The organism is Mesorhizobium sp. M0960 (assembly GCF_040319055.1).
Lineage (GTDB): Bacteria > Pseudomonadota > Alphaproteobacteria > Rhizobiales > Rhizobiaceae > Mesorhizobium.
On record NZ_JAMYNN010000010.1, the window covers coordinates 79494 to 98796 of the forward strand.

The 19303-nt window shown below is 60.9% G+C and carries 22 protein-coding genes; 14 read left to right on the forward strand and 8 right to left on the reverse strand.

Going from position 1 to position 19303, the window contains the following annotated elements; translation table 11 throughout:
* Positions 1 to 2 precede the first annotated feature (2 nt).
* On the forward strand, positions 3 to 578 hold the full coding sequence (locus NKH63_RS18955; RefSeq protein ID WP_352483139.1) for a D-sedoheptulose-7-phosphate isomerase: 576 nt from the start codon (positions 3 to 5) through the stop codon (positions 576 to 578).
* Positions 579 to 701: 123 nt separating this feature from the next.
* Here the strand turns inward: NKH63_RS18955 and NKH63_RS18960 are convergent, their stop codons facing one another.
* Positions 702 to 1112 (reverse strand): hypothetical protein, encoded by a 411-nt coding sequence (locus NKH63_RS18960; protein ID WP_352483140.1) that lies wholly within the window; start codon positions 1110 to 1112, stop codon positions 702 to 704.
* A gap of 192 nt (positions 1113 to 1304) precedes the next feature.
* On the opposite strand from NKH63_RS18960, the gene NKH63_RS18965 reads away from it, so the two are divergent.
* From NKH63_RS18965 to NKH63_RS18980, 4 genes are all read left to right on the forward strand, one after another.
* Positions 1305 to 1784 carry a DUF2321 domain-containing protein gene (locus tag NKH63_RS18965; protein WP_198030484.1) on the forward strand — a complete coding sequence of 160 codons (480 nt, stop codon included), beginning with the start codon at positions 1305 to 1307 and terminating at the stop codon, positions 1782 to 1784.
* 113 nt (positions 1785 to 1897) lie between these two features.
* Positions 1898 to 2338 carry a hypothetical protein gene (locus NKH63_RS18970; protein WP_023719104.1) on the forward strand — a complete coding sequence of 147 codons (441 nt, stop codon included), beginning with the start codon at positions 1898 to 1900 and terminating at the stop codon, positions 2336 to 2338.
* Positions 2339 to 2474: 136 nt separating this feature from the next.
* Positions 2475 to 3044: a DUF4145 domain-containing protein gene (locus NKH63_RS18975; protein WP_051409668.1), complete on the forward strand. Its 570-nt coding sequence runs from the start codon at positions 2475 to 2477 to the stop codon at positions 3042 to 3044.
* A gap of 282 nt (positions 3045 to 3326) precedes the next feature.
* A complete protein-coding gene (locus tag NKH63_RS18980) occupies positions 3327 to 3818 on the forward strand; it encodes a DUF4145 domain-containing protein (protein WP_280940417.1) in 492 nt (163 codons plus the stop codon).
* Between the two features lie 239 nt (positions 3819 to 4057).
* Here the strand turns inward: NKH63_RS18980 and NKH63_RS18985 are convergent, their stop codons facing one another.
* Positions 4058 to 4534, reverse strand: coding sequence for an Lrp/AsnC family transcriptional regulator (locus NKH63_RS18985; RefSeq protein WP_352483142.1), 477 nt, complete (start codon positions 4532 to 4534; stop codon positions 4058 to 4060).
* A 268-nt stretch (positions 4535 to 4802) separates the two neighbouring features.
* On the opposite strand from NKH63_RS18985, the gene trxB reads away from it, so the two are divergent.
* The 4 genes from trxB to NKH63_RS19005 all read left to right on the forward strand — a co-directional run bounded on the left by trxB (position 4803) and on the right by NKH63_RS19005 (position 7325).
* Positions 4803 to 5777: a thioredoxin-disulfide reductase gene (trxB, locus tag NKH63_RS18990; protein WP_023719101.1), complete on the forward strand. Its 975-nt coding sequence runs from the start codon at positions 4803 to 4805 to the stop codon at positions 5775 to 5777.
* A gap of 97 nt (positions 5778 to 5874) precedes the next feature.
* The gene (locus NKH63_RS18995; RefSeq protein WP_023719100.1) at positions 5875 to 6771 is read left to right on the forward strand and encodes a LysR family transcriptional regulator; all 897 of its coding nucleotides are present in this window, start codon (positions 5875 to 5877) and stop codon (positions 6769 to 6771) included.
* Between the two features lie 219 nt (positions 6772 to 6990).
* On the forward strand, positions 6991 to 7119 hold the full coding sequence (locus tag NKH63_RS19000; RefSeq protein WP_352483144.1) for a hypothetical protein: 129 nt from the start codon (positions 6991 to 6993) through the stop codon (positions 7117 to 7119).
* Positions 7119 to 7325: an RNA-binding protein gene (locus NKH63_RS19005; protein ID WP_352483145.1), complete on the forward strand. Its 207-nt coding sequence runs from the start codon at positions 7119 to 7121 to the stop codon at positions 7323 to 7325. The genes NKH63_RS19000 and NKH63_RS19005 overlap by 1 nt, the downstream gene beginning before the upstream one ends.
* Here NKH63_RS19005 and NKH63_RS19010 read toward each other — a convergent pair.
* Both NKH63_RS19010 and NKH63_RS19015 read right to left on the reverse strand, forming a co-directional pair.
* Positions 7322 to 7801, reverse strand: coding sequence for a hypothetical protein (locus NKH63_RS19010; protein WP_352483146.1), 480 nt, complete (start codon positions 7799 to 7801; stop codon positions 7322 to 7324). The two genes, NKH63_RS19005 and NKH63_RS19010, sit on opposite strands and share 4 nt — an antisense overlap.
* A 19-nt stretch (positions 7802 to 7820) precedes the next feature.
* Positions 7821 to 8951 (reverse strand): ImmA/IrrE family metallo-endopeptidase, encoded by a 1131-nt coding sequence (locus NKH63_RS19015; protein ID WP_352483148.1) that lies wholly within the window; start codon positions 8949 to 8951, stop codon positions 7821 to 7823.
* Between the two features lie 106 nt (positions 8952 to 9057).
* On the opposite strand from NKH63_RS19015, the gene NKH63_RS19020 reads away from it, so the two are divergent.
* The gene (locus NKH63_RS19020; RefSeq protein ID WP_352483149.1) at positions 9058 to 9948 is read left to right on the forward strand and encodes an IS1 family transposase; all 891 of its coding nucleotides are present in this window, start codon (positions 9058 to 9060) and stop codon (positions 9946 to 9948) included.
* A gap of 404 nt (positions 9949 to 10352) precedes the next feature.
* Here NKH63_RS19020 and NKH63_RS19025 read toward each other — a convergent pair whose 3' ends face one another.
* From NKH63_RS19025 to NKH63_RS19035, 3 genes are all read right to left on the reverse strand, one after another.
* Positions 10353 to 10793 (reverse strand): methyltransferase family protein, encoded by a 441-nt coding sequence (locus NKH63_RS19025; protein ID WP_352483151.1) that lies wholly within the window; start codon positions 10791 to 10793, stop codon positions 10353 to 10355.
* Between the two features lie 967 nt (positions 10794 to 11760).
* Positions 11761 to 13812 (reverse strand): elongation factor G, encoded by a 2052-nt coding sequence (locus NKH63_RS19030; protein WP_352483153.1) that lies wholly within the window; start codon positions 13810 to 13812, stop codon positions 11761 to 11763.
* A 159-nt stretch (positions 13813 to 13971) separates the two neighbouring features.
* On the reverse strand, positions 13972 to 14838 hold the full coding sequence (locus NKH63_RS19035) for an alpha/beta fold hydrolase (protein WP_352483155.1): 867 nt from the start codon (positions 14836 to 14838) through the stop codon (positions 13972 to 13974).
* 144 nt (positions 14839 to 14982) lie between these two features.
* Here NKH63_RS19035 and NKH63_RS19040 point away from each other — a divergent pair, with 144 nt between their 5' ends.
* Both NKH63_RS19040 and NKH63_RS19045 read left to right on the forward strand, forming a co-directional pair.
* The gene (locus tag NKH63_RS19040) at positions 14983 to 15576 is read left to right on the forward strand and encodes a methyltransferase family protein (RefSeq protein WP_245278596.1); all 594 of its coding nucleotides are present in this window, start codon (positions 14983 to 14985) and stop codon (positions 15574 to 15576) included.
* A 44-nt stretch (positions 15577 to 15620) separates the two neighbouring features.
* A complete protein-coding gene (locus tag NKH63_RS19045; RefSeq protein ID WP_023719378.1) occupies positions 15621 to 16016 on the forward strand; it encodes a (R)-mandelonitrile lyase in 396 nt (131 codons plus the stop codon).
* 6 nt (positions 16017 to 16022) lie between these two features.
* Here NKH63_RS19045 and NKH63_RS19050 read toward each other — a convergent pair whose 3' ends face one another.
* Complete coding sequence (locus NKH63_RS19050; protein WP_023719377.1) at positions 16023 to 17225, reverse strand: pyridoxal phosphate-dependent aminotransferase; 1203 nt, start codon at positions 17223 to 17225, stop codon at positions 16023 to 16025.
* Between the two features lie 215 nt (positions 17226 to 17440).
* Between NKH63_RS19050 and NKH63_RS19055 the strand changes: the two genes are divergently transcribed.
* Together NKH63_RS19055 and NKH63_RS19060 are read left to right on the forward strand one after the other, a co-directional pair.
* Entirely contained in the window at positions 17441 to 18334 is an 894-nt protein-coding gene (locus NKH63_RS19055; RefSeq protein ID WP_023719375.1) for an EAL domain-containing protein, read from the forward strand.
* Entirely contained in the window at positions 18331 to 19185 is an 855-nt protein-coding gene (locus NKH63_RS19060) for an EAL domain-containing protein (protein ID WP_023719374.1), read from the forward strand. Before NKH63_RS19055 ends, NKH63_RS19060 begins: the two co-directional genes overlap by 4 nt.
* Positions 19186 to 19303 lie beyond the last annotated feature (118 nt).

Sequence of the window (19303 nt, forward strand, 5' to 3'; positions counted from 1 at the left end):
TCATGTCCGAACTGAACGATTACCTGGCCCGCTCGGCGGCCGCCATTTCGGCGATGGTCGAGCGCGACCTGACCAGCGAGATGGAGCGGGCGGTCAGCGCCGTCCTCGCCGCGCTTTCGCAGGGCAAGGCGCTGCTGATAGCCGGCAATGGCGGCTCGGCCAGCGACGCCATCCACATCGCCGGCGAGCTGGTCGGCCGCTTCCTCAGGGAGCGCAAGGCCTACAACGTCATCGCGCTGCCGGCCAACGCGGCGGTGCTGACCGCCTGGGGCAATGATTACGGCTTCGACACGGTGTTTGCGCGCCAGGTCGAGGCGCATGGTTCGGCGGGCGCCGTGCTGCTCGCCATCTCGACCAGCGGCAATTCGCCGAGCATCCTCGCCGCCGCCCAACAAGCGCGCATGATGGGCATGACGGTGATCAGCCTGACCGGCGACACCGGCGGCAAGCTGAAACCGCTCTCCGACATCCTGCTCAACGTCCCCTCGACCTCGACGCCGATCATCCAGCAGGGGCATTTGTGCCTCTACCACCATCTCTGCGAAATGGTCGAAACGCGCCTCTGCGACGCAGGGTGATTGTGCATTCGGAGTTGATGCCGTCGGCGAAGCTGCAATCTCCCCCGCAAGGGGGGAGATCGGCAGCTTCGTCGATGCCGCCACATTTTGTTCTTGCTTTGTGCCGGCAGCTATGCTACTAATTCAGCTATGGTGCTGATTCGCGCCGAGACCCGCCGTTGAGGCGGGTTGTTTGATGTCAGGCGCTTGGCAAGGTGCACGTAGATAGCGTGGATATGCCGGCTGCGACGTATGGCGTTCCGGGGTCCAGAGCCGCCAACGCCTCCTGACGAAGCCAGCAAGCGTGCGGCGCTTGGCGTTGATCTTCTCAGCGTCTCGCTCAATGCGACGCCGTTCAGCTGCCGCTTCGCCTTCTCCGCCCTGATTAGGCGCATGATCGTCGCCGGGTCCGGCAAGCGGACCGAAGATGGATTCGAGACGTGCGAAGTCATCACCGCTCAGCTTCGTGAGTTCGACGGTCTGGATCGGTCCGCCACCCCGGCCGGTGTGCTGCATGGAGGCGAGCTTGGGATACGGGGCTGGCGCTTTGGCCATGTCGTCCCGCCTCGTGGCGTCCGCTTTGCTGTCGCGCCAGAGAGGTGTCGCCGGTCGCAGCGACTTTTTTGACGCCCTACGCTCGCTTTATTCGGTGTACCACGCTTGCAGCCAGCACCAGGTCTATTGCCCCGGCGAGACATATTTGATTTCTCTGTTTCTAGTTTGATTGTTTTTCACCTGGAGGAGCGCTTGCAAATCTACAAGGTGGGCCAAGTATGCGTTAACGGCCATGCGATTACCGGGAATGTCGAGGCGGCCGCGAGCAGCAAATTTTGCCCTCGGTGTGGGGAAGAGACAATCGTCACCTGCCCCTCCTGTCGTGCATCAATTCGCGGCAACCGAATAATTCGTAGCGATTTTGGCAACATCTCTTCCGGGATGCACATTCCTGCCTTCTGCCATGCATGCGGGAAGCCGTTTCCCTGGACTGAACGTGCTGTCGCAGCTGCAAAAGAACTCGTCGACGAAGTAGAGGGTATCGAGACCGATGAACGCGAGAAGGCTAAGTCCAGCTTCATCGCCCTCGCTTCAGACACAGCTCAGACAACCGTCGCTGCTACTCGCGTGAACAAGCTGATCGCAAAAGCGGGACCAATCCTTGGAAAGGGCATTCGGGATATCGTGGTGTCAATCGCAACCGATGCCGCGAAGAAGGCCATGGGACTATAGCAAACCCGGCAGACCTTCGCTCTGCAACATCAGTTTGCTCGTTCGCCAGTCTTCTTGCCGGCAGTCATCTAACCTGATCTACTTTCCATCTATTTTAGACGGAGGGACATCGAATGGATCTGTCTGTGATTGCGAGTGGCTATTCGGCCCTCACAGCAGCCTTTGAAATCGCGAAGGGCCTGAAGAATGTTGACGACCAGGTAAAACTGAATGCTGCCGTCATAGAGCTCCAGCAGAAGATCGCAGATGCTCAGCACTCTGCCTCTGCATCGCGCGACGCCATGCGCGAGCTACAAGAAAAGATCGCCGAGTTTGAAAGATGGGAGAAAACAGCAGATCGCTACCTTTTGAAAGACTTTGGCGACCAGACTTACGCTTATGAACTGATAGCGGGGAAACCGGGCGATGAACCGAGCCATCTCGTCTGCCCGAATTGTTTTCAACAAAGGAAGCGATCCATCCTTCAGTATGACGACAAATACTCAGGGCGGAGACGATACAACTGCATGAACTGCGGGAAGCACGTTGATCTCGGGCGTTATGAGTATTCATAGTCGCCGACGGTGATTGATGACAGATGGCCCTAGGCTCTCAGGAGCATTTTGCAGGGAGCGTTGCGGCGCTGCTTGCCGGTGAGCGCCATGTATGATTACCTGCAATCGGGTTTGCTGCTGGCAAATAAGGGGTAGAATGAATTACTTGGATTTCTTTGCTTCCCTATTCGCATCAGCGACTTCCTTGGCATGGCCCGCCGCCATTGTGGCAGCCGTCTGGATCTTCCGCGGAGAGCTCCGCCCTTTGCTTCCTCGGCTTCATTTAAAACACAAGGATACGGAGATATCGTTTCGTCTCAGCGAAGCCGAAAAAACGGCAGAGCACCTGCCGCACAAGAATATCGAGATCCCTCCACCAACACCGGAAGAGATTTCTCGGTTTGACAAAATCGTCCAAATATCCCCACGCGCAGCTATCCTTGAAGTCCGTGCCGAATTGGAGTCGGCTGTTTACGGGCTGGCCGAAAGCTCGGGGCAAGCCCGTAAACTTCCGTTCGGCAACATGATCCGACTTCTTCGCGACAACGAACTCATAGACGCTGGCACGTCTGCTTTGCTCGATGATCTCCGGGTACTAGGCAATAGAGCTGCGCATGAAACGTCACATGATTTTAGCGTCGACGATGCCAGACGCTACAAGGCCATCGCTGATAGGGTAATGAACAGCCTGCAAGCGGCAAAATGGTTTGAACCTCAGGCCAGCTAGTAGGCCCCTCGCTTCGATATTCCTCGGACGCGGGTCAGGCGCCGCTTGCCACCATACCCACGTCTGATTACCTTGGATTAACTTCATACTGGAGGTGCGCATTTGGACTTAAATCCAAAGGAGAACTTGGGTCACCACCATCCGCAAGTAGTCTCTCTTCGCTGCCCTCATTGCCGTCATACCGGATCGTTTCATGGATACTCTAACTGCCCAGATGTCACATGGCTAATAACATGGGCGGATCCTAATGGGCGTAGGGTTGCCAAGTCGGCAGCGGCCGGCATGCGAAGGTGCCCGAACCCAGCGTGTTCGTCGCTTGTGTTTGTCGCTACGTCCAACAACGAAGTGGTCTCATACCCACCAGAAGTCATCGACTTCGATGCGACGAACCTCCCGCCAGACATCCTCTCCACCTTGGAGGAGTCAATAAAATGCCACGCTGCGGGCTGCTACCGAGCGGCCGCTCTGATGGTCCGGCGCACTTTGGAAGAGCTATGCGACGACAAAAAAGCGGCTGGAAAAGATCTCAAAGGTCGCTTGGCTGCGTTGAGCTCAGTCGCCGTAGTGCCTTCCGAGCTACTCACCGCGGCTGACGAGTTGCGGATTCTTGGTAATGATGCCGCACATATTGAGGCTAAGGATTATGACGCCATAGGCAAGGAAGAGTCCGAATTGGCGATAGAACTTGCCAAGGAATTGCTGAAAGCAGTCTACCAGTACACATCCCTGGTTGCGCGGTTGACCGCTCTAAAGAAACCGAAAGTCGTGCCCTAGTCGGACCCGATATCCGGGCGAGGCGCTCACGAGGACGTTCCAGCCACCATTAACCGACTGCGGCTTTGTTCGGCGTCCATCGCCTACGTTGCGCAGATCATTCCCACGAATTGTCAAGGAGCCGGTTTCCTGCGTGATGCTTGCCGCTGCCGCCGCATTTCGTTCCGCTTGGCAGCCCAAGAGAAATCGTCATGGTCCGAAGACAGAATTTTGGCGAAGGCGCCGTCTGTGGGGCCTCCTCAAGCCGAAAACGCCACTAGCCCTTCATCCTTGACCCGGCGGATGGTCAGCGCGGTTCGCACCGTATCGACATTGGCTGCCGAGGCCAGTTCCTCGATGACAAAGGTCTGGAAGGTGCCGAGGTCGCTCGCCACGCAATGCAGCAGGAAGTCGGACTCGCCCGACACCATCCAGGCATCGCGCACGATCGGCCAGCCGCGGGTGCGCTCGGCGAAGGTCTTGAGCTCGGCGTCGGCCTGGTGATGCAGGCCGATCAGGCAGAAGGCGACGACGTCGAGGCCGAGCGCCGGCGCGTTGAGCAAGGCGCGGTAGCCGCGGATGATGCCGGCTTCTTCCAGCCGCCTGACGCGGCGCAGGCATGGCGGCGCCGAAATGCCGACCCGGCTCGACAGTTCGACATTGGTCATGCGCCCGTCCTGCTGAAGCTCGCGCAGGATCTTCCAGTCGATGGCATCGAGATCGGCCTTGATCGGCATGGCGGCTTCCGTGCGGGCTTCCGTGGTGACGCGAAAGAATCTTTCGCGACTTTGTAGTTAAACGACTTTGCTGTCTATTCCATCCGGTGGATCGAGGATTTTCGCATCATCTTGCTACCGGTTGCTTGTCGCCGTCGCCGGTGCGGAAGCTTTCCGGGGACGAACGGCAACTTGCCTTGCTGGCGTCGCAGGCAACACTTACATTACGCGCAACAATCGACGAGAGTTCATGCCACAATCCATGGCTGCTCCCCCGCAGAGGCTTTTCATGATCACCAAGCACGCGCCTGTTCTCATCATCGGCTCCGGCCCTGCCGGCTATACGGCGGCGATCTATGCCGCCCGCGCCATGCTCAAGCCAATGCTGGTCGCCGGCCTGCAGCAGGGCGGGCAACTGATGATCACCACCGATGTCGAAAACTATCCGGGCTTCGCCGACCCGATCCAGGGCCCATGGCTGATGAGCGAAATGCTCAAGCAGGCCGAGCATGTCGGCACCGACATCGTCAACGACATCATCACCGAGGTCGACCTCAATGTGCGGCCGTTCCGCGCCAAGGGCGATTCCGGTACGACCTATACCGCCGACGCGCTGATCATCGCCACCGGCGCGCAGGCGAAGTGGCTGGGCATCCCGAGCGAACACACCTTCATGGGCTTTGGCGTCTCGGCCTGCGCCACCTGCGACGGCTTCTTCTATCGCGGCAAGGATGTCGCGGTGATCGGCGGCGGCAATTCGGCGGTGGAGGAAGCGCTCTATCTCTCCAACCTGGCCAAGAGCGTCACCGTCATCCACAGGCGCAGCGATTTCCGCGCCGAGCGCATCCTGCGCGAGCGGCTGCTGCAGAAGGACAATGTCCGCGTCATCTGGGATACGGTCGTCGACGAGATCACTGGCCGGCCCGGCAAGGCGCCGATGCCGCCTTCGGTCGAAGGGCTGAAGCTGCGCAATGTGGTGACCGGGCAGGAGATGCATCTCGTGGTCGACGGCGTGTTTGTGGCGATCGGCCACGCACCGGCGGTCGAGCTGTTTGCCGGCAAGCTGAAGCAGAAGCCGAACGGTTATCTGTGGACGGCACCGGATTCGACCCGCACCGACATGCCGGGCGTGTTCGCCGCCGGCGACGTGACCGACGATATCTACCGCCAGGCGGTGACGGCGGCCGGGCTTGGCTGCATGGCCGCGCTCGAGGCGGAAAAATATCTGGCGGGGATCGAGGTTCACCGCGAAGCGGCGGAGTGATTGTTGAACATGCGGCTGAGAAAAGCCGCGCAAAAGCCTGATTTTTCATTCAGACGCCAAAACAGGCGGACGCCAGAAAACAGGACGAGGGGAAATCATGGCGTTGGATTGGGACAAGCTACGCGTGTTTCACGCCGCAGCAGAAGCGGGGTCGTTCACCCATGCCGCGGAAACACTGCATTTGTCGCAATCGGCGATCTCGCGGCAGGTCAGCGCGCTCGAGCATGACGTCGGCGTGCCGCTGTTCAATCGCCACGCCCGCGGCCTGGTTCTGACCGAACAGGGCGAGATGCTGTTCCGCACGGCGCACGACGTGCTGATGAAGCTCGAAACCATCAAGTCGCGGCTGACCGAGACCAAGGACCGGCCCTCCGGCGTGCTCAGGGTGACGACCACGGTCGGCCTCGGCGCCGGCTGGCTGACCGAGCGCGTGCAGGAATTCATCGAGCTCTATCCCGAGGTCAGCCTGCAGCTTATCCTCGCCAATGAGGAGCTCGACCTCACAATGCGCCAGGCCGATTGCGCCATCCGGCTGCGCCAGCCGCAGCAGCCCGACCTCATCCAGCGCCGCCTGTTCACCGTGCATTTCCATCTCTACGCGGCGCCCTCCTATGTGAACAAATACGGCAAGCCGAATTCGATCGCCGAGCTGAAGGCCCATCGCATCGTCACCTTCGGCGTGCCGGTGCCGGCGCATCTGTCGGAACTGAACTGGCTGGAAACGGTCGGCGATTTCGAAGGCGGGCAAAGGGTGCCGACGCTGCAGATCAACGACATCCTGTCGATCAAGCGGGCGGTGCAAGGCGGCGCCGGCATCGCCATGCTGCCGGATTACGTGGTCAGCAAGGATTCGGGGCTGGTGCAGTTGCTGCCCGAGACCGAGGTGCCGTCTTTCGACACCTATTTCGCCTATCCCGACGCGATGAAGAACCAGGCGAAGCTGCATGTCTTCCGCGATTTCATCATCGCCAAGGCGCGCAGCTGGTCGTTTTAGTTTCTAGTGCAGCTCGCCGACGTTTCTGAGCAACATCGGCGAAAGCTTCGGCGAAAGCGTTCTTCTCCCCATCGTTATACGGGAGAAGATGGCGGCAGCCGGTAGTGGGTCAGTTTGAAATCTGGCTTTGAAACGCGCGGACGACAATGCCATATTGGCCGTATGACAGCTAACGCTCCAGGTACAAACCATCCTCCACGTCAGCGCTTGCAAAAGGCGATGAAGCGGCAAGAGGAACTCGCAGCCAAGTTGATGGCGGAAAACGCAGAGCTATCTAAAGAAGAGGCGATGGCTCGCGCGCAGGACATGATGCGCGACAACGGACGTGGCGATTGGCGGGCAGGCTGATGGCCGATAAGCACCCCAAGCGCCCGCGCGACCCAAACCAATTGGCGAAGTCGATTGTCGCGCTCGCCACCGGCGAGAGCGAAGATAAGAAGCCACTCACCAGCGCAGTCAAGGGCGGGACTGCCCGCGCGAAATCCCTGACGCCGAAACAGCGCGCCGAAATTGCCAAAGTGGCTGCAGAAGCCCGCTGGAAGAAATCCAGTTAGGCCGCTTCCGCTCCCGGTTCGTCGTCGCTGGCTTTCCGAATCTCGATATCGAGGCCAAGGTCCATTGGCAGGTTGATCGGATCCAATTCTGGATTGACGTTGTTCCAGTGGTCGAGGTCGAGGGTGAGGTTGTAGCCATCGCTGACCATCTGCTCCCGGCGGTTCACCGCTGATTTCAGCATCTGGTTTCGGCTCGCCTCGTCGATATCGATGTACACGAAGAGGTTTGTCTGCCCGCTGGCGGGAAGCGCGTGATAGACGCGGTATGGCTTGCCGGTTTTCTTGTCGTGCTTTCGTTCGGCCTGAGCGTCGTCGGCAAACTGTCGCGCCAAAAGCTCAACCTCGGATGGCGGCGTAGGCATTTTCCAGCCCATGGTTTTCGCGAACTCTGCGACCTTGTGCATATCGATTTCAGGTTCACCAGAAACGTCCCTGTAGTGCCTGATGAGGCGCTGTCTGTCTTGCCTTTTGCTCATGCTTACGCTGGTCCTTCTGTTAAGGCTCGATTGGAGCGACATCGCCCCAACCGTCTTTGAATGCGTTTGGCAAAATGATGTCGCGCACCTTGGCTAGGTGATCGCGGAACCGATCATATCGATTGGTCTTGCGCTGGAGTTGGCCGGCGATGATACCAGGATGAACTTTGCAGACGCGAGCGAAGCCGATTAGGTCACGCTCAGAAAAGAACGGAGCCTTACGCGCTATAAATGCATCCATGGTTGCCGATGGGACGCAAAACTCTTGTGCTGCCTCATTGGCCACGCGTTCTTCGGCGGCGACAGTTGGGCCGACACCTGCGCGCTCCTTTTCCAGCTCGGCATCAAGCATCGCAGCTATATGGCCATGTCCTTGAAGGACGTGTTCCAACTCATGCCGAAGGACAAACCAGAAATTATCGATACGGTCGAACCGAAGTGACAGGCCGATCACTGGCGAGCGATCATTCAACCAGAAGCAAACGCCATCGATCTTGGCCGATGCCAATGTCTCGACCACCACAAACCGGATACCGCATTCGGCCATGATCCTTGGCACACCCGCCGCCCCTTCTGCCGAGACCATCAAACCGCGTAATTTGGTCAAAGCAACCCGTGTGGCGTCTGGTGAATAAGGCCGCACCAGCATGCCTTCTGCAATCTGTTTCACCCGGTAAAGCCACGCGATTTGTGCCGGCGTGGCGTCGGAACTGACCTCCGTTTTTTTGGCCGCATGTGGGAGAATTTGAATATCGTCAATGCGGTTCACCCCGAAGAACCGCATTAGTTCGATATCTACTTGGCTTGTGTCGCGGACGCTCTCCGCATCGATCCAGCCGCGCTTAATCATCTCGGCAACAGGAAGATCACCGTAGAGCAATGCACGTGTGGCGCGCGTAGGGTCAGGCCGTGTTGTGATGCGAGCCTTGGCGAGATCAAAGCTCCGCTGAAGTTCCAAGAATTTCTCGGCTGGGACGTGGAAGACCTCTTCAAGCGCCAACGCCATCGGGGCGTCAACTGGGCGCTTGTCGGCGGCAAGCCGATTGATCCCCGTCTCATCCATGTCGAGAACGATGGACAAAACCCGTTGCGTCCATCCCTTTTCTGCCAGCAGCGCCAATATCAATTGTCCCGGTGTCTTGTGTTCCATGCTGCACTCTTGCCCCTGCGATTCGAAATAATATGCCGACCTGCGCAAAAACGCAAACTGACTGATAATGCTTGCTGTGCGCCGACAGGTATGGCACAACTACGGCATGAACAAGCTCGACACCAAGACCCGCTCGCAAATCCTGCACATGCTCTGTGAAGGTCAGTCCATCCGCGCTATCACGCGCGTCATGGGCATGAGCAAGAACACTGTCGCCAAGCTCCTTTCAGACGCTGGCGCGGTGTGTGCCGAGTATCAGGACCAGACCCTTCGCAACCTGACCAGCAAGCGCATTCAGGTCAATGAAATCTGGTCGTTCACCTATGCCAAGCAGAAGAACGTCGCGACCGCCAAGGCTGCACCGGAAGGCGCTGGCGACACTTGGACGTGGGCGGCTATCGATGCCGACACCAAGCATGTCATGTCGCAGCTGGTCGGCGGGCGCGACAGTGAATACGCAATGGGCTTCATGGACGATCTTTCCCGCCGTCTCGCCAATCGCGTCCAGCTGACCAGCGACGGCCGCAGGGCTTATCTAGAGGCTGTTGAAGGTGCTTTCGGTGGCGATATCGACTACGCTATGCTGATCAAGCTCTACGGCGCTTCCCCTGACAGCGCCAAGGGCCGTTACAGCCCCGCCGAATGTACCGGCATCAAGAAGAACCGTATCGAAGGCTCGCCCGATCTGGCGCACGTCAGCACATCATTTGCCGAACGCCAGAACCTGACCGTGCGGATGCACATGCGCCGCTTTACGCGCCTGACCAATGGCTTTTCCAAGAAAGTGGAGGCTCACGCGAACGCCGTTGCTCTGCACTTCATGTACTACAATTTTGTTCGCATCCATGCCACGTTGCGCATGACCCCGGCGATGGCCGCTGGCGTGACTGGCAAACTTTGGGAGATTGGCGACATCGTTGCGCTGATAGAGGCCAAGGAAGCGGAACAGCCGAAAGTGCGCGGCTCATACAAAAAGACCGCGAGCATCACCATCTAACGATCAAAAGCAGCTTCGCAAAAGTGCGAGGAGCCGAACCGGTTGAAAAAGCCCGGCGGTTGCAGAGTGCGGCGGCATTACAGCGCTTCCGCATCAGAGGGGTAGGCGTACGCGCCTGCCCCTTCTCAATTTCAAACTAACCCACTACCAGGCAGCCAGATGAGGGCAGCACCAGCCTTTGTCGTGACATCGTACTTGGCTCTGCGATGGGTAGTCCTGATGTGTCGCGCCGCCCCTCATCGCGCTGCCGGGCACTTCTCCCCGCATAGTGACGGGGAGAAGGGCTGTCTCGCCGGTTTCGCCAGTTGTCAGCGTCCAGGCTGGGACGCGAAATTCAACCATGCAACGCGCCTGGGCAGCGCCAATGTCGGCGGCTATCTCTTTGGCATTCACGCTCGTCTGAATTAGCCACGCCAAGATGTCAGCCGGGGCAGCCAGCCTGGTACGGCGCGGCGGTAGGCTTCGTATTCGGCGCCGTAGCGGCGGGCAAGCGTCGGTTCCTCATATAGTTTCACGAAGGAGATCATGGCGGCTGCGGCGATGACTAGATAGGCGGCGACCGTCCCGCTCGAAAACAGCAGTGCCTGGCCGAGGACGATCGACAGCACGGCGACGTACATCGGGTTGCGGACATGGCGATAGATGCCGCCGACGACCAGCCTCTCGGTAGGCGCGACTGGGGCTGGCGTACACAGGCCCTCCAGGGCAAAACGGGCAAAGGCGTGCAGCAGCACGACTGTGCCGGCGACAATCAGCAGCCAGCCCACAGGAACGAAACCGGGCAGTCTCGACCAGGGCAGGCGATAGCGGTCGGTCAGCAGCCAAGGCAGCAGTCCGGCGACCACGCCGGGCGCTATAGCAAGGAAGATGACGCTGCCGGCGATCGCCGAAGCGGGCCCGCATGGAGGTCTCCCTACCTAGAGCCTGTTCCATCCCGATGAAATCGGGATGGGCTCTATCTTCCTGTTCGACCGGGATCATGCTCTAAGGCGCGCCCTTGAACGGTTTCCTGCAACGCTCCTCAGGTCTTGTTCTTATTCATGCATCACAAACCGCTGCACTCTCGGGTCAAGTCCGAGGCGGGATTTTAGGCGACATGCACCAGCAAGGTCTGGCTGCCGAAAAAACAAACGCGTGCTGCACGATTCCACGTCATCCTGCGTTTTCGACTTTCCGAGCAAGAATCGCTGCTGATTCGCGGCTGCAGATCAATTTTTGCCTTGCCACAGGCTGCATTTCAGCGATTCAACTGGTCCTATTGCGCTTCGGGACGGATTAGACCACAGCCGGCGCCTTTTTGCATGTGTGTGTTGCAAAATAGATGCTTGTTTCTTGGGCATGGAGAGCACATATATAGATCATCTCCTGAGCGCGTTCTCCTCCCATTAGCGCTCTCGAGTGTTCCCCTCTGGAGGTTAGCCTTAACAGGCACTTCCAATCAAACTCAGCCGGGTCTTCATTGATCCGGCTTTTTTGTTGCCCGAAACCAACACATCGCCAGAAAATTGGCCGGAACGGTCGCGTAACAGTGACATGTAACCTCGGGTAACATGCCGCGGGCGCGCCAAATTGATTAAGCAGAACATAGGACGCGGTGTGGCTCGTCCGGGGGATGGGGGCATCACTCGGACGACCCGGGCTCAGGCGGCTACCGCGTCCGAACCTTCCTCCGCCGCCAGGCACCGGCGGCAAGCATGCGGCGGACCTGCCGTTTCGCCTCCCACGAAGACGGTCCGCAACGAAACGGCGCCCGGATGATCCGGGCGCCGTTTCCTTGTGTGCTTCCTTGTGTTCTGGCCGCAAGCTGCCGTTTCAGGCGGCCTTGCCGTTGGCGTTCAGCGCTTCGTCGGCCAGCCGGCCGGTGAGTTCGGCCATGTGGTCGAAGACGGCCCGGTAGCTGGCGACACCCGCAGTGGCCGAGCGCAGCTCGATGATGAGGTCGCCGATCTCGGCCTGCGGCATGGTCGCCTCAACAACGTCCCATCCCGGCCAATCAGGCCGCGCGTCGTAGCCGAGGATCTGGCCGCGCCGCTGCGGGATCAGCGCGATGATCTTGGACGTCGCATCCGACGGCGTGACGATCTCGACCTTCATCACCGGTTCGAGCAGCACCGGCGAGCACGCGGCCATACCTTCCTTCATCGCCAGCTTCGCCGCCATCTGGAAGGCCATATCGGAGGAATCGACGGCATGGTAGGAGCCGTCGGAAAGGTTGACGGCAACATCGACGACCGGGAAGCCGAGCGGCCCGGATTTCAGGTAATCGCGCACGCCGGTCTCGACCGACTGGATGTAGGTCTTCGGCACGACGCCGCCGGTGATCGTATCGGTGAACTGGAAGCCTGACCCGCGCGGCAGCGGTTTGATCTCGATCACCACGTCGCCGAACTGGCCGTGGCCGCCCGATTGCTTCTTGTGGCGGCCGCGCTGCTGCGTCGTTTTGCGGATCGTCTCGCGGTAGGGCACGGCCGGCACATGGCCTTCGACCGGGATCTGGTTCTTGCCTTCCAGCCGCTCGCGCACGACGCGCAGATGCATCTCGCCATGGCCGGACAGCACGGTTTCGGCCGAATCCTGGTTGTGATGCAGGTTGAGCGAGGGATCTTCCTCGGCCAGGCGCTGGATGGCCGCCGACATCTTCACCTCGTCCTTGCGCTCCTTCGGCCGCAGCGCGAAGGCGAAGACCGGTTGCGGCGGCGTCAGCGTGACCAGCGGCTTGATGCCGCCCTTGGTCGAGCTCAACGTCTGGCCGGTCCTGACGGCGTCGAGCTTGCCGAGCGCGACCGTGTCGCCGGCCTTGGCCGAAGTCAGCTTGACCTGGTCCTTGCCGAGCATCTTGTAGATGCCGGAGACCTTTGCCGTTTCGCCATTGGAAAGGAACAGCTCGGCGGCGTCGGCGACCTGGCCGGACAGGATGCGCGACACCGACAGCTTGCCGCCATGCGGGGTGTGGACGGTCTTCATCACCTGGACCACGGTGGCATTGCCATCGGGCGCGCCGAGACGCTGGCGCGTCGCCTCGATGTCGGGTGCGTCGTGACGGATTGTCTTCAACAGGCGCAGCACGCCATTGCCCTTCTCGGCGGTGCCGATCAGCACCGGTGTCACTATGCCGTCGCGCAGGTCGGCGGCAAGATCGTCGAAGATGGCATCCTTTGGCGGTTCGATCTCGTCCAGCAATTGCTCCATCAGCCGGTCGTCATGGTCGGCGAGCGTCTCCAGCATGGAAAAGCGCGCCTCGAGCTCGCGCGCCTTGTCGTCGCTCGGGATCTGCGCGACCTCGCTCTCGGCATATTCGCGGTAGATGTAGGCTCGCTCCAGAGCAAGATCGATCGAGCCGATGACGACGCCGTCCTTGCGCAGCGGGATCTGGCGCAGCAGCAGAGGCACCGAGCTTGCAGGCTGGAGCATCTTCAGCGTGTCGCGCACGCCTGCTATCGCCTTGTCGACCTTGTTCAGGAAAAGGATGCGCGGCACGCCGAGATCATCGAGCTTGCGCATGATCAGCTGCAGGGCAGGGATCTTCTTCTCGTCGGCTTCGGCGACGACCACGGCGACGTCGCAGGCGGCCAGCACCGGCTCGGCTTCGAAGGAGAATTCGATGGAACCGGGACAATCGACGAAGGTGAACGGCTCGCCCATGAATTCGGTGGTAGCGAAGGTCGCCTCGACGCTCATCGCATGGGCACGCGCCTCGGGCGAATGATCGGAAACGGTATTTCCCGACGAAACGGGATTCTGGCGGGGAATGGCGCCTGTACGGGCGAGTATGGCTTCGAGAAGTGTCGTCTTACCGCTTGCGAAGGGACCGACTATGGCAATGCATTTCGGTCCCGTGCGTCGTCCTCCGGCGCGAGTACCCATGGCTGACCTCCACTCAGGCGTTTCCCTGTGAGCGGCGGCCGGCCTGTCGGCCGTCGCGGGCGAGGCTTTTTTCAATTTGCCACCTACCCAAAGGGCATCGTCCCACGGGCAGGCCGGGAGGGCAAGGGATTTGAAGTTGAAGGGATTGGAAGTTGACGTTCAGCCGGTGCCGGTGCGCCGCGACGCCAGCGGGGTTGCGTCCACGCGCTGCACTGCCGCCGTCTCGGCAAAGCGCGCGAGCAACGGATTGAACAGGTCCGCACGCTCCCAGAAAGGCGCATGCCCGGCGCCGGGGATGATGTGGCAATGCTCCCACAGCGAGCCGTAGGCCAGCGTCTCAAAATAGCCGAGCCGGACGAAGGGGTCGTTCTCGCCATTGACTATGGCGACCGGAAATGCGGCTTGCTCGACCACCTGTCGCTGGTCGGCGCCCTTGCCTGTGAGCATGCCGCGCGTCACCGCGGCGCGCAGCCGGCCGTCGGTGCGCAGGATGGTTTTGCGGAAGGACGGATCTGCCGTGTCGCCGAAACACAGCGCCTCGAAGCGCTCGGCATCGCGTTCGGAATAGGTCTTTTTGGACGCCAGCAGCATGTCCCAATGCGCATGGAAGCCGCGCAGCATGCCGAAAGGGCCCTTGGATACCGGCGGCGCGCCGGTTAGCATCAGCCCGCCGACGGCGCGGTGGAAACTCGCGAGCTCGATTGCCACGTGCCCGCCAAGCGACCAGCCGAAGACGACGGCGCGGCCGATCCCCAAAGCATCGAGGAGATGAGCCGCCGATTGGGCAAGGCCGGAGGTGGTATAGTCCGTCGCCGGATCGCGGGCGTCAGACGATTCGCCATGGCCGGGCAGGTCGAAAGCAATCAACCGATGGGCAGCGGCCAACGGGCTGTCGAACTGGCGGGCGAATACGGCGCGCGAACTGCCCGAGCCGTGGATCAGGACAAGCGGGATGCCGCGTCCCGACGACTGGCTGAGGCGCAAATCCGCTTGCGGCGTGCGGATCGTGCGGTGGGAAACGGCCATATCTGGTTGGACCTTCGGATTGTCTCGAGGTCAACATCGCACGCCGAGATCACCATGTTGTTTAGAACGGTGGTTAAGAAATGATTTCTCGGCTTGCGCCGGGTATGATGCAGCGAATCCACCACAGCTAACCCCGGGACCCTGATGATGGAATCCACACTCGACCTTCTCCTCTCGATCAGCAGCATCGCCACGCTCGGCCAATATGCCTGGTCGATGCGCGCGCATTTCCAGTCATCGAGCATGTCTCAAGGCGCCATGATCATTTCGGCCGTCGTCGTCGGCACGGCGCTGTTCTTTCTTGCACTGCTGTGGATCGAGCGGCAGCCGGTTGCAGCGAAGATCGTCGGGCTCGCCATCGAACTGGCAAGCTCGGCGCTTTTCTGGTGGGCGATCTCGGTCTCGCGCAAGGCGCGGCTGCGTTTCGCGTTCGATCCGGACAATCCCGACAGCCTGGTGACCGAAGGCCCTTATCTCCATGTCCGCCATCCGTTCTACACGTCCTACATCATCTTCTGGATCGGATGGGGCATCGCGACCTGGTCGGTGTGGGCGGTGGTGCCGGTCGCCGGCATCGTTACGATCTATGTGATCGCGGCCTTGGACGAAGAGCGAAAATTTTCGCGGACAAGGCTGGCCGATGCCTACAACGCCTACCGCACGCGCACCGGCCTGTTCTGGCCTCGCCTTGCCCGTAGCCGGGCAGGACATGCAGCCGGCATCGGACGAAAGTGGTAGGGTCTAAGTCCGCACACCGAGGAATCAAATCGAGGATTGCGACGATGAAGATCATTGCCTGCGGCAGCGTGCCGACGATCGTTGCGCCGGAGACATATTTCACCGGCCGGGTTTTGCAGACGCCGATCATCGAGAAAGAGGCGCCGGCGCGGCTCAGGGCCACGCTGGTCAGCTTCGAGCCCGGCGCCCGCACCCACTGGCACACGCATCCGCTCGGCCAGACGCTCTATGTCACGTCCGGTGCCGGCCTCGCGCAAAGCTGGGGCGGGCCGATCCAGGAGATCAGGGCCGGCGACGTCGTCTCCTTTGCGGCCGGCGAAAAGCACTGGCACGGCGCCGCGGCCAAATCGGCGATGACCCACATCGCCATGCAGGAGGCGCTCGACGGCTTGCATGTCGACTGGCTGGAGAAGGTCAGCGACGAGCAGTATGGCGGCTGAAACGTCTCAGGCCAGCGAGGCAGTAAAGCGCTGGATGCGCGTGCAGGCCTCTTCGAGCAGTGTCTCCGATGTGGCGTAGGAGATGCGGAAGTTCGGGCCGAGGCCAAAGGCCGAGCCGAAAACAACCGCCACGCCCTCGGCCTCGAGCAGTTCCGAGCAGAAGGTTTCGTCGCTGTCGATCACCTTGCCGCTCTTGGTCTTCTTGCCGATCAGCTGGGCACAGGAGGGATAGACGTAGAAAGCACCCTCCGGCGACGGGCAGGTGATGCCGCGCGCCTGGTTGAGCATCGAGACGACGAGATCGCGCCGGCCCTGGAAGATCGCCTTGTTCTTCGGGATGAAATCCTGCGGGCCGTTCAGCGCTTCGACCGCCGCCCATTGGGCGATGGTGCAGGCGCCGGAGGTCTGCTGGCCCTGGATCATGTCCATCGCCTTGATCAGCGGCACCGGGCCTGCCGCATAGCCGATGCGCCAGCCGGTCATGGCATAGGCCTTCGACACGCCGTTCATGGTCAGCGTGCGCTCATAAAGCTTAGGCTCGACCTCGGCGATCGTCTTGAAGACGAAGTCGCCATAGGTCAGATGCTCGTACATGTCGTCGGTCAGCACCCAGACATGCGGGTGCTTCAACAGCACGTCGGCCAGGCTCTTGAGCTCCGCTTCGGTATAGGCGGCGCCCGAGGGGTTGGACGGCGAGTTCATCAACAGCCATTTGGTGCGCGGCGTGATCGCCTTCTCCAGCACGGCCGCCGTCAGCTTGAAGCCGTTGTCGATCGAGGTCTCGACAAAGGCCGAGGTGCCGCCGCAGATCGCTACCATTTCGGGATAGCTCACCCAATAGGGCCGCGGGATGATCACCTCGTCGCCGGGGTTCAGTGTCGCCATGAAGGCGTTGAACAGGATCTGCTTGCCGCCGGTGCCGACGATGGTCTGCTCCGTCCGGTAGTCGAGATTGTTCTCACGCTTGAACTTTTTCGCGATTGCTTCGCGCAGCGGCACGATGCCGGAGACCGGCGGGTACTTCGTCTCGCCGCGGCGGATCGCCTCGATTGCGGCGTTCTTGATGTTGTCGGGGGTGTCGAAGTCCGGTTCGCCGGCGCCCAGCCCGATCACGTCCCGGCCGGCGTTTTTCAGCTCGCGCGCTTTCTGCGTCACCGCGATGGTCGCGGAAGGCTTTACGCGGGAAAGGGCGTCGGCAAGAAAGGCCATGAGAGATATCTCCAGAAAGCACCGGCGCGGCGAAGGCGCCGCGGCGCCTCTCATGTCGCATCATCTGGTCAAGCGCAAGCCCCGGCGCAAGCCCAGCGCAGGCATTGTCGAATGAGCCAACGCGCAATGCTGGCAACAATAAATTCATCAACGATCGGTAAAAGCTTGAACGGCAGGACCGTGGCCGGTCTGCCAGTCTCGTACAGCGAGGAACCGTGACGCGCAGCATCGAGCTTGCCCATATCATCCGCCATGATGACGGCACCGCCAGCGGTGTCTGGGGGCTCTATACGCTGCAAAGCGCTTTCCAGCCGATCTTCGCCTTCAACAAGGGCAAGCTTTCCGTCGTCGCCTTCGAAGGGCTGATCCGGCCGTTCCGCGACGGCGAGCCGCAGCAGCCGATGAGTTTCTTCAACAGCTGTCCGGCGGTCGACCGCCTGCATATCGAGGCGCTGACACGGACGCTGCACCTTCTGAACGCCGGCGCCTGCCTGCCGCGAGACGCCTCGATCTTCATCAATTTCGATCCGTCGGTGTTCACCGACCGCGGCATCGCCGACAAGGCGCTGCGCGACATGCGGCTGGTGCTGCACGAGGCCGACATCGATCCGCGCCGCGTCGTCTGCGAGGTCACCGAGCAGAAATCGGCGTCGCAGGAAACGCTCTACAATTTCGTCGAGGCGCTCAGGGGCAACGGTTTGCGCATTGCAGTCGACGATTACGGCGCCGACGAATCCGACATCAATCGTATCAAGGAACTCAGACCCGACATCGTCAAGTTCGATGCCGACTGGATCATGACGCTGATGGAATCCGGTGCCGGCTTCGCCTTGCTGACCGCCATGGTGACCAGCTTCGAAGAGCAAGGCATCCGTACGGTATTCGAGGGCATCGAGACGGGCTGGCAGCTCGAGCTTGCCGAAAAGTCGGGCGCCTCGATGGTGCAGGGCTACGTGCTGGCGCGCCCTGAGCTCGCGCCGACCAGCTTCCGCGTCTTCGACACGAGCGGGCAGGCGGCCGCGGTGTCGGCCGATGCGGAGAAGGTGCCTGCGGCGGTTCCGCCATCGCGACGGCCGATGCGGCCCTTTGGCCGCAGGGTGGCATCGTGACCGGGCAAGCCGACATGCGGCGCAAGGTCGGAGAGGCGATCTTTGCCGACGAGGTCGGCATCGAATATGGCGTCTACGGCGCATTCCGGCTGAGGAGCGCCTACCAGCCGGTCTTCGCGTCGCGCGGCAGATTTCTCGCCGCCGTCGCGGTCGAGGGACTGATCGAGCCGCATCGTGCCGGCAGGCCGGTGGCGCCGCAAATGTTCTTCGAAGGCGTGCCGGCAGCGGATCGGCTATTTGTCGAAACCATATGTCGGGTGCTGCATTTGCGCAACTTCCGCAACATCGGCGTCGACGGGCTCGACCTGTTCTTCAACTACAATCCGCTGATCAACGATGACCCCGCACGGGCGCTGGCCGAAATCAGGCTGATGACCAGGCATCTGGCGGATTTCGGCCTGCATCCCGGCATGCTGGTCTGCGAGATCACCGAGCAGGCTGCCGGCGACAAGGTGCTTGTCAGCCTGGCGCGCGAGATGCGGCGCGACGGCGTCCGTATCGCCATCGACGATTTCGGCACCGGGCATTCGACGGAAGAAAGGGTCGCGCTGGTGCAGCCCGACATCGTCAAGATCGACGGCACCTGGTTCGCCGAATTCTGCCGCCATGCCGCCGCCGAGCGGTTTTTCCGGCCGTTGGTTTCGACGCTGCACGACCGTGGCGCCAAGGTGCTGGTCGAAGGCATCGAGAACGCCACGCATCTGCGCGTCGCGCTGGATGGCGGCGTCGACCTGCTGCAGGGTTTTTACCTCGCCCGACCGGCGCTGGCCGGCACGCTGTTCGACGAGGAGCCGCTGTCGATCGACGGGCTGCTTGGCAGGGATAGCAACGTCATTCCCTTGTTCGGCTAGGATATGTCGAGATTCAAGTGATGCCGGCCTGCGAACGGCGGTTTCCTGCGCTTCCGGTGCTCACGTACCCAAAGTACGCTCCGCTCCGGTTCTCGGAACCCACCAGTCTGGTCGCTTC

Bases quoted from the DNA above. Each gene is read 5' to 3' on its own strand.
- NKH63_RS18970 (WP_023719104.1), top strand. From the start codon at position 1,898: ATGGATCTGTCTGTGATTGCGAGTGGCTATTCGGCCCTCACAGCAGCC.
- NKH63_RS19030 (WP_352483153.1), bottom strand. From the start codon at position 13,812: ATGGGTACTCGCGCCGGAGGACGACGCACGGGACCGAAATGCATTGCC.
- NKH63_RS18975 (WP_051409668.1), top strand. From the start codon at position 2,475: ATGAATTACTTGGATTTCTTTGCTTCCCTATTCGCATCAGCGACTTCC.
- NKH63_RS18980 (WP_280940417.1), top strand. From the start codon at position 3,327: ATGCGAAGGTGCCCGAACCCAGCGTGTTCGTCGCTTGTGTTTGTCGCT.
- NKH63_RS19010 (WP_352483146.1), bottom strand. From the start codon at position 7,801: ATGAGCAAAAGGCAAGACAGACAGCGCCTCATCAGGCACTACAGGGAC.
- NKH63_RS19005 (WP_352483145.1), top strand. From the start codon at position 7,119: ATGGCCGATAAGCACCCCAAGCGCCCGCGCGACCCAAACCAATTGGCG.
- NKH63_RS19020 (WP_352483149.1), top strand. From the start codon at position 9,058: ATGAACAAGCTCGACACCAAGACCCGCTCGCAAATCCTGCACATGCTC.
- NKH63_RS19000 (WP_352483144.1), top strand. From the start codon at position 6,991: ATGAAGCGGCAAGAGGAACTCGCAGCCAAGTTGATGGCGGAAAACGCA.
- NKH63_RS18985 (WP_352483142.1), bottom strand. From the start codon at position 4,534: ATGCCGATCAAGGCCGATCTCGATGCCATCGACTGGAAGATCCTGCGC.
- NKH63_RS18955 (WP_352483139.1), top strand. From the start codon at position 3: ATGTCCGAACTGAACGATTACCTGGCCCGCTCGGCGGCCGCCATTTCG.
- NKH63_RS19050 (WP_023719377.1), bottom strand. From the start codon at position 17,225: ATGGCCTTTCTTGCCGACGCCCTTTCCCGCGTAAAGCCTTCCGCGACC.
- NKH63_RS18960 (WP_352483140.1), bottom strand. From the start codon at position 1,112: ATGGCCAAAGCGCCAGCCCCGTATCCCAAGCTCGCCTCCATGCAGCAC.
- NKH63_RS18995 (WP_023719100.1), top strand. From the start codon at position 5,875: ATGGCGTTGGATTGGGACAAGCTACGCGTGTTTCACGCCGCAGCAGAA.
- NKH63_RS19035 (WP_352483155.1), bottom strand. From the start codon at position 14,838: ATGGCCGTTTCCCACCGCACGATCCGCACGCCGCAAGCGGATTTGCGC.
- trxB (WP_023719101.1), top strand. From the start codon at position 4,803: ATGATCACCAAGCACGCGCCTGTTCTCATCATCGGCTCCGGCCCTGCC.
- NKH63_RS19015 (WP_352483148.1), bottom strand. From the start codon at position 8,951: ATGGAACACAAGACACCGGGACAATTGATATTGGCGCTGCTGGCAGAA.
- NKH63_RS19045 (WP_023719378.1), top strand. From the start codon at position 15,621: ATGAAGATCATTGCCTGCGGCAGCGTGCCGACGATCGTTGCGCCGGAG.
- NKH63_RS19040 (WP_245278596.1), top strand. From the start codon at position 14,983: ATGATGGAATCCACACTCGACCTTCTCCTCTCGATCAGCAGCATCGCC.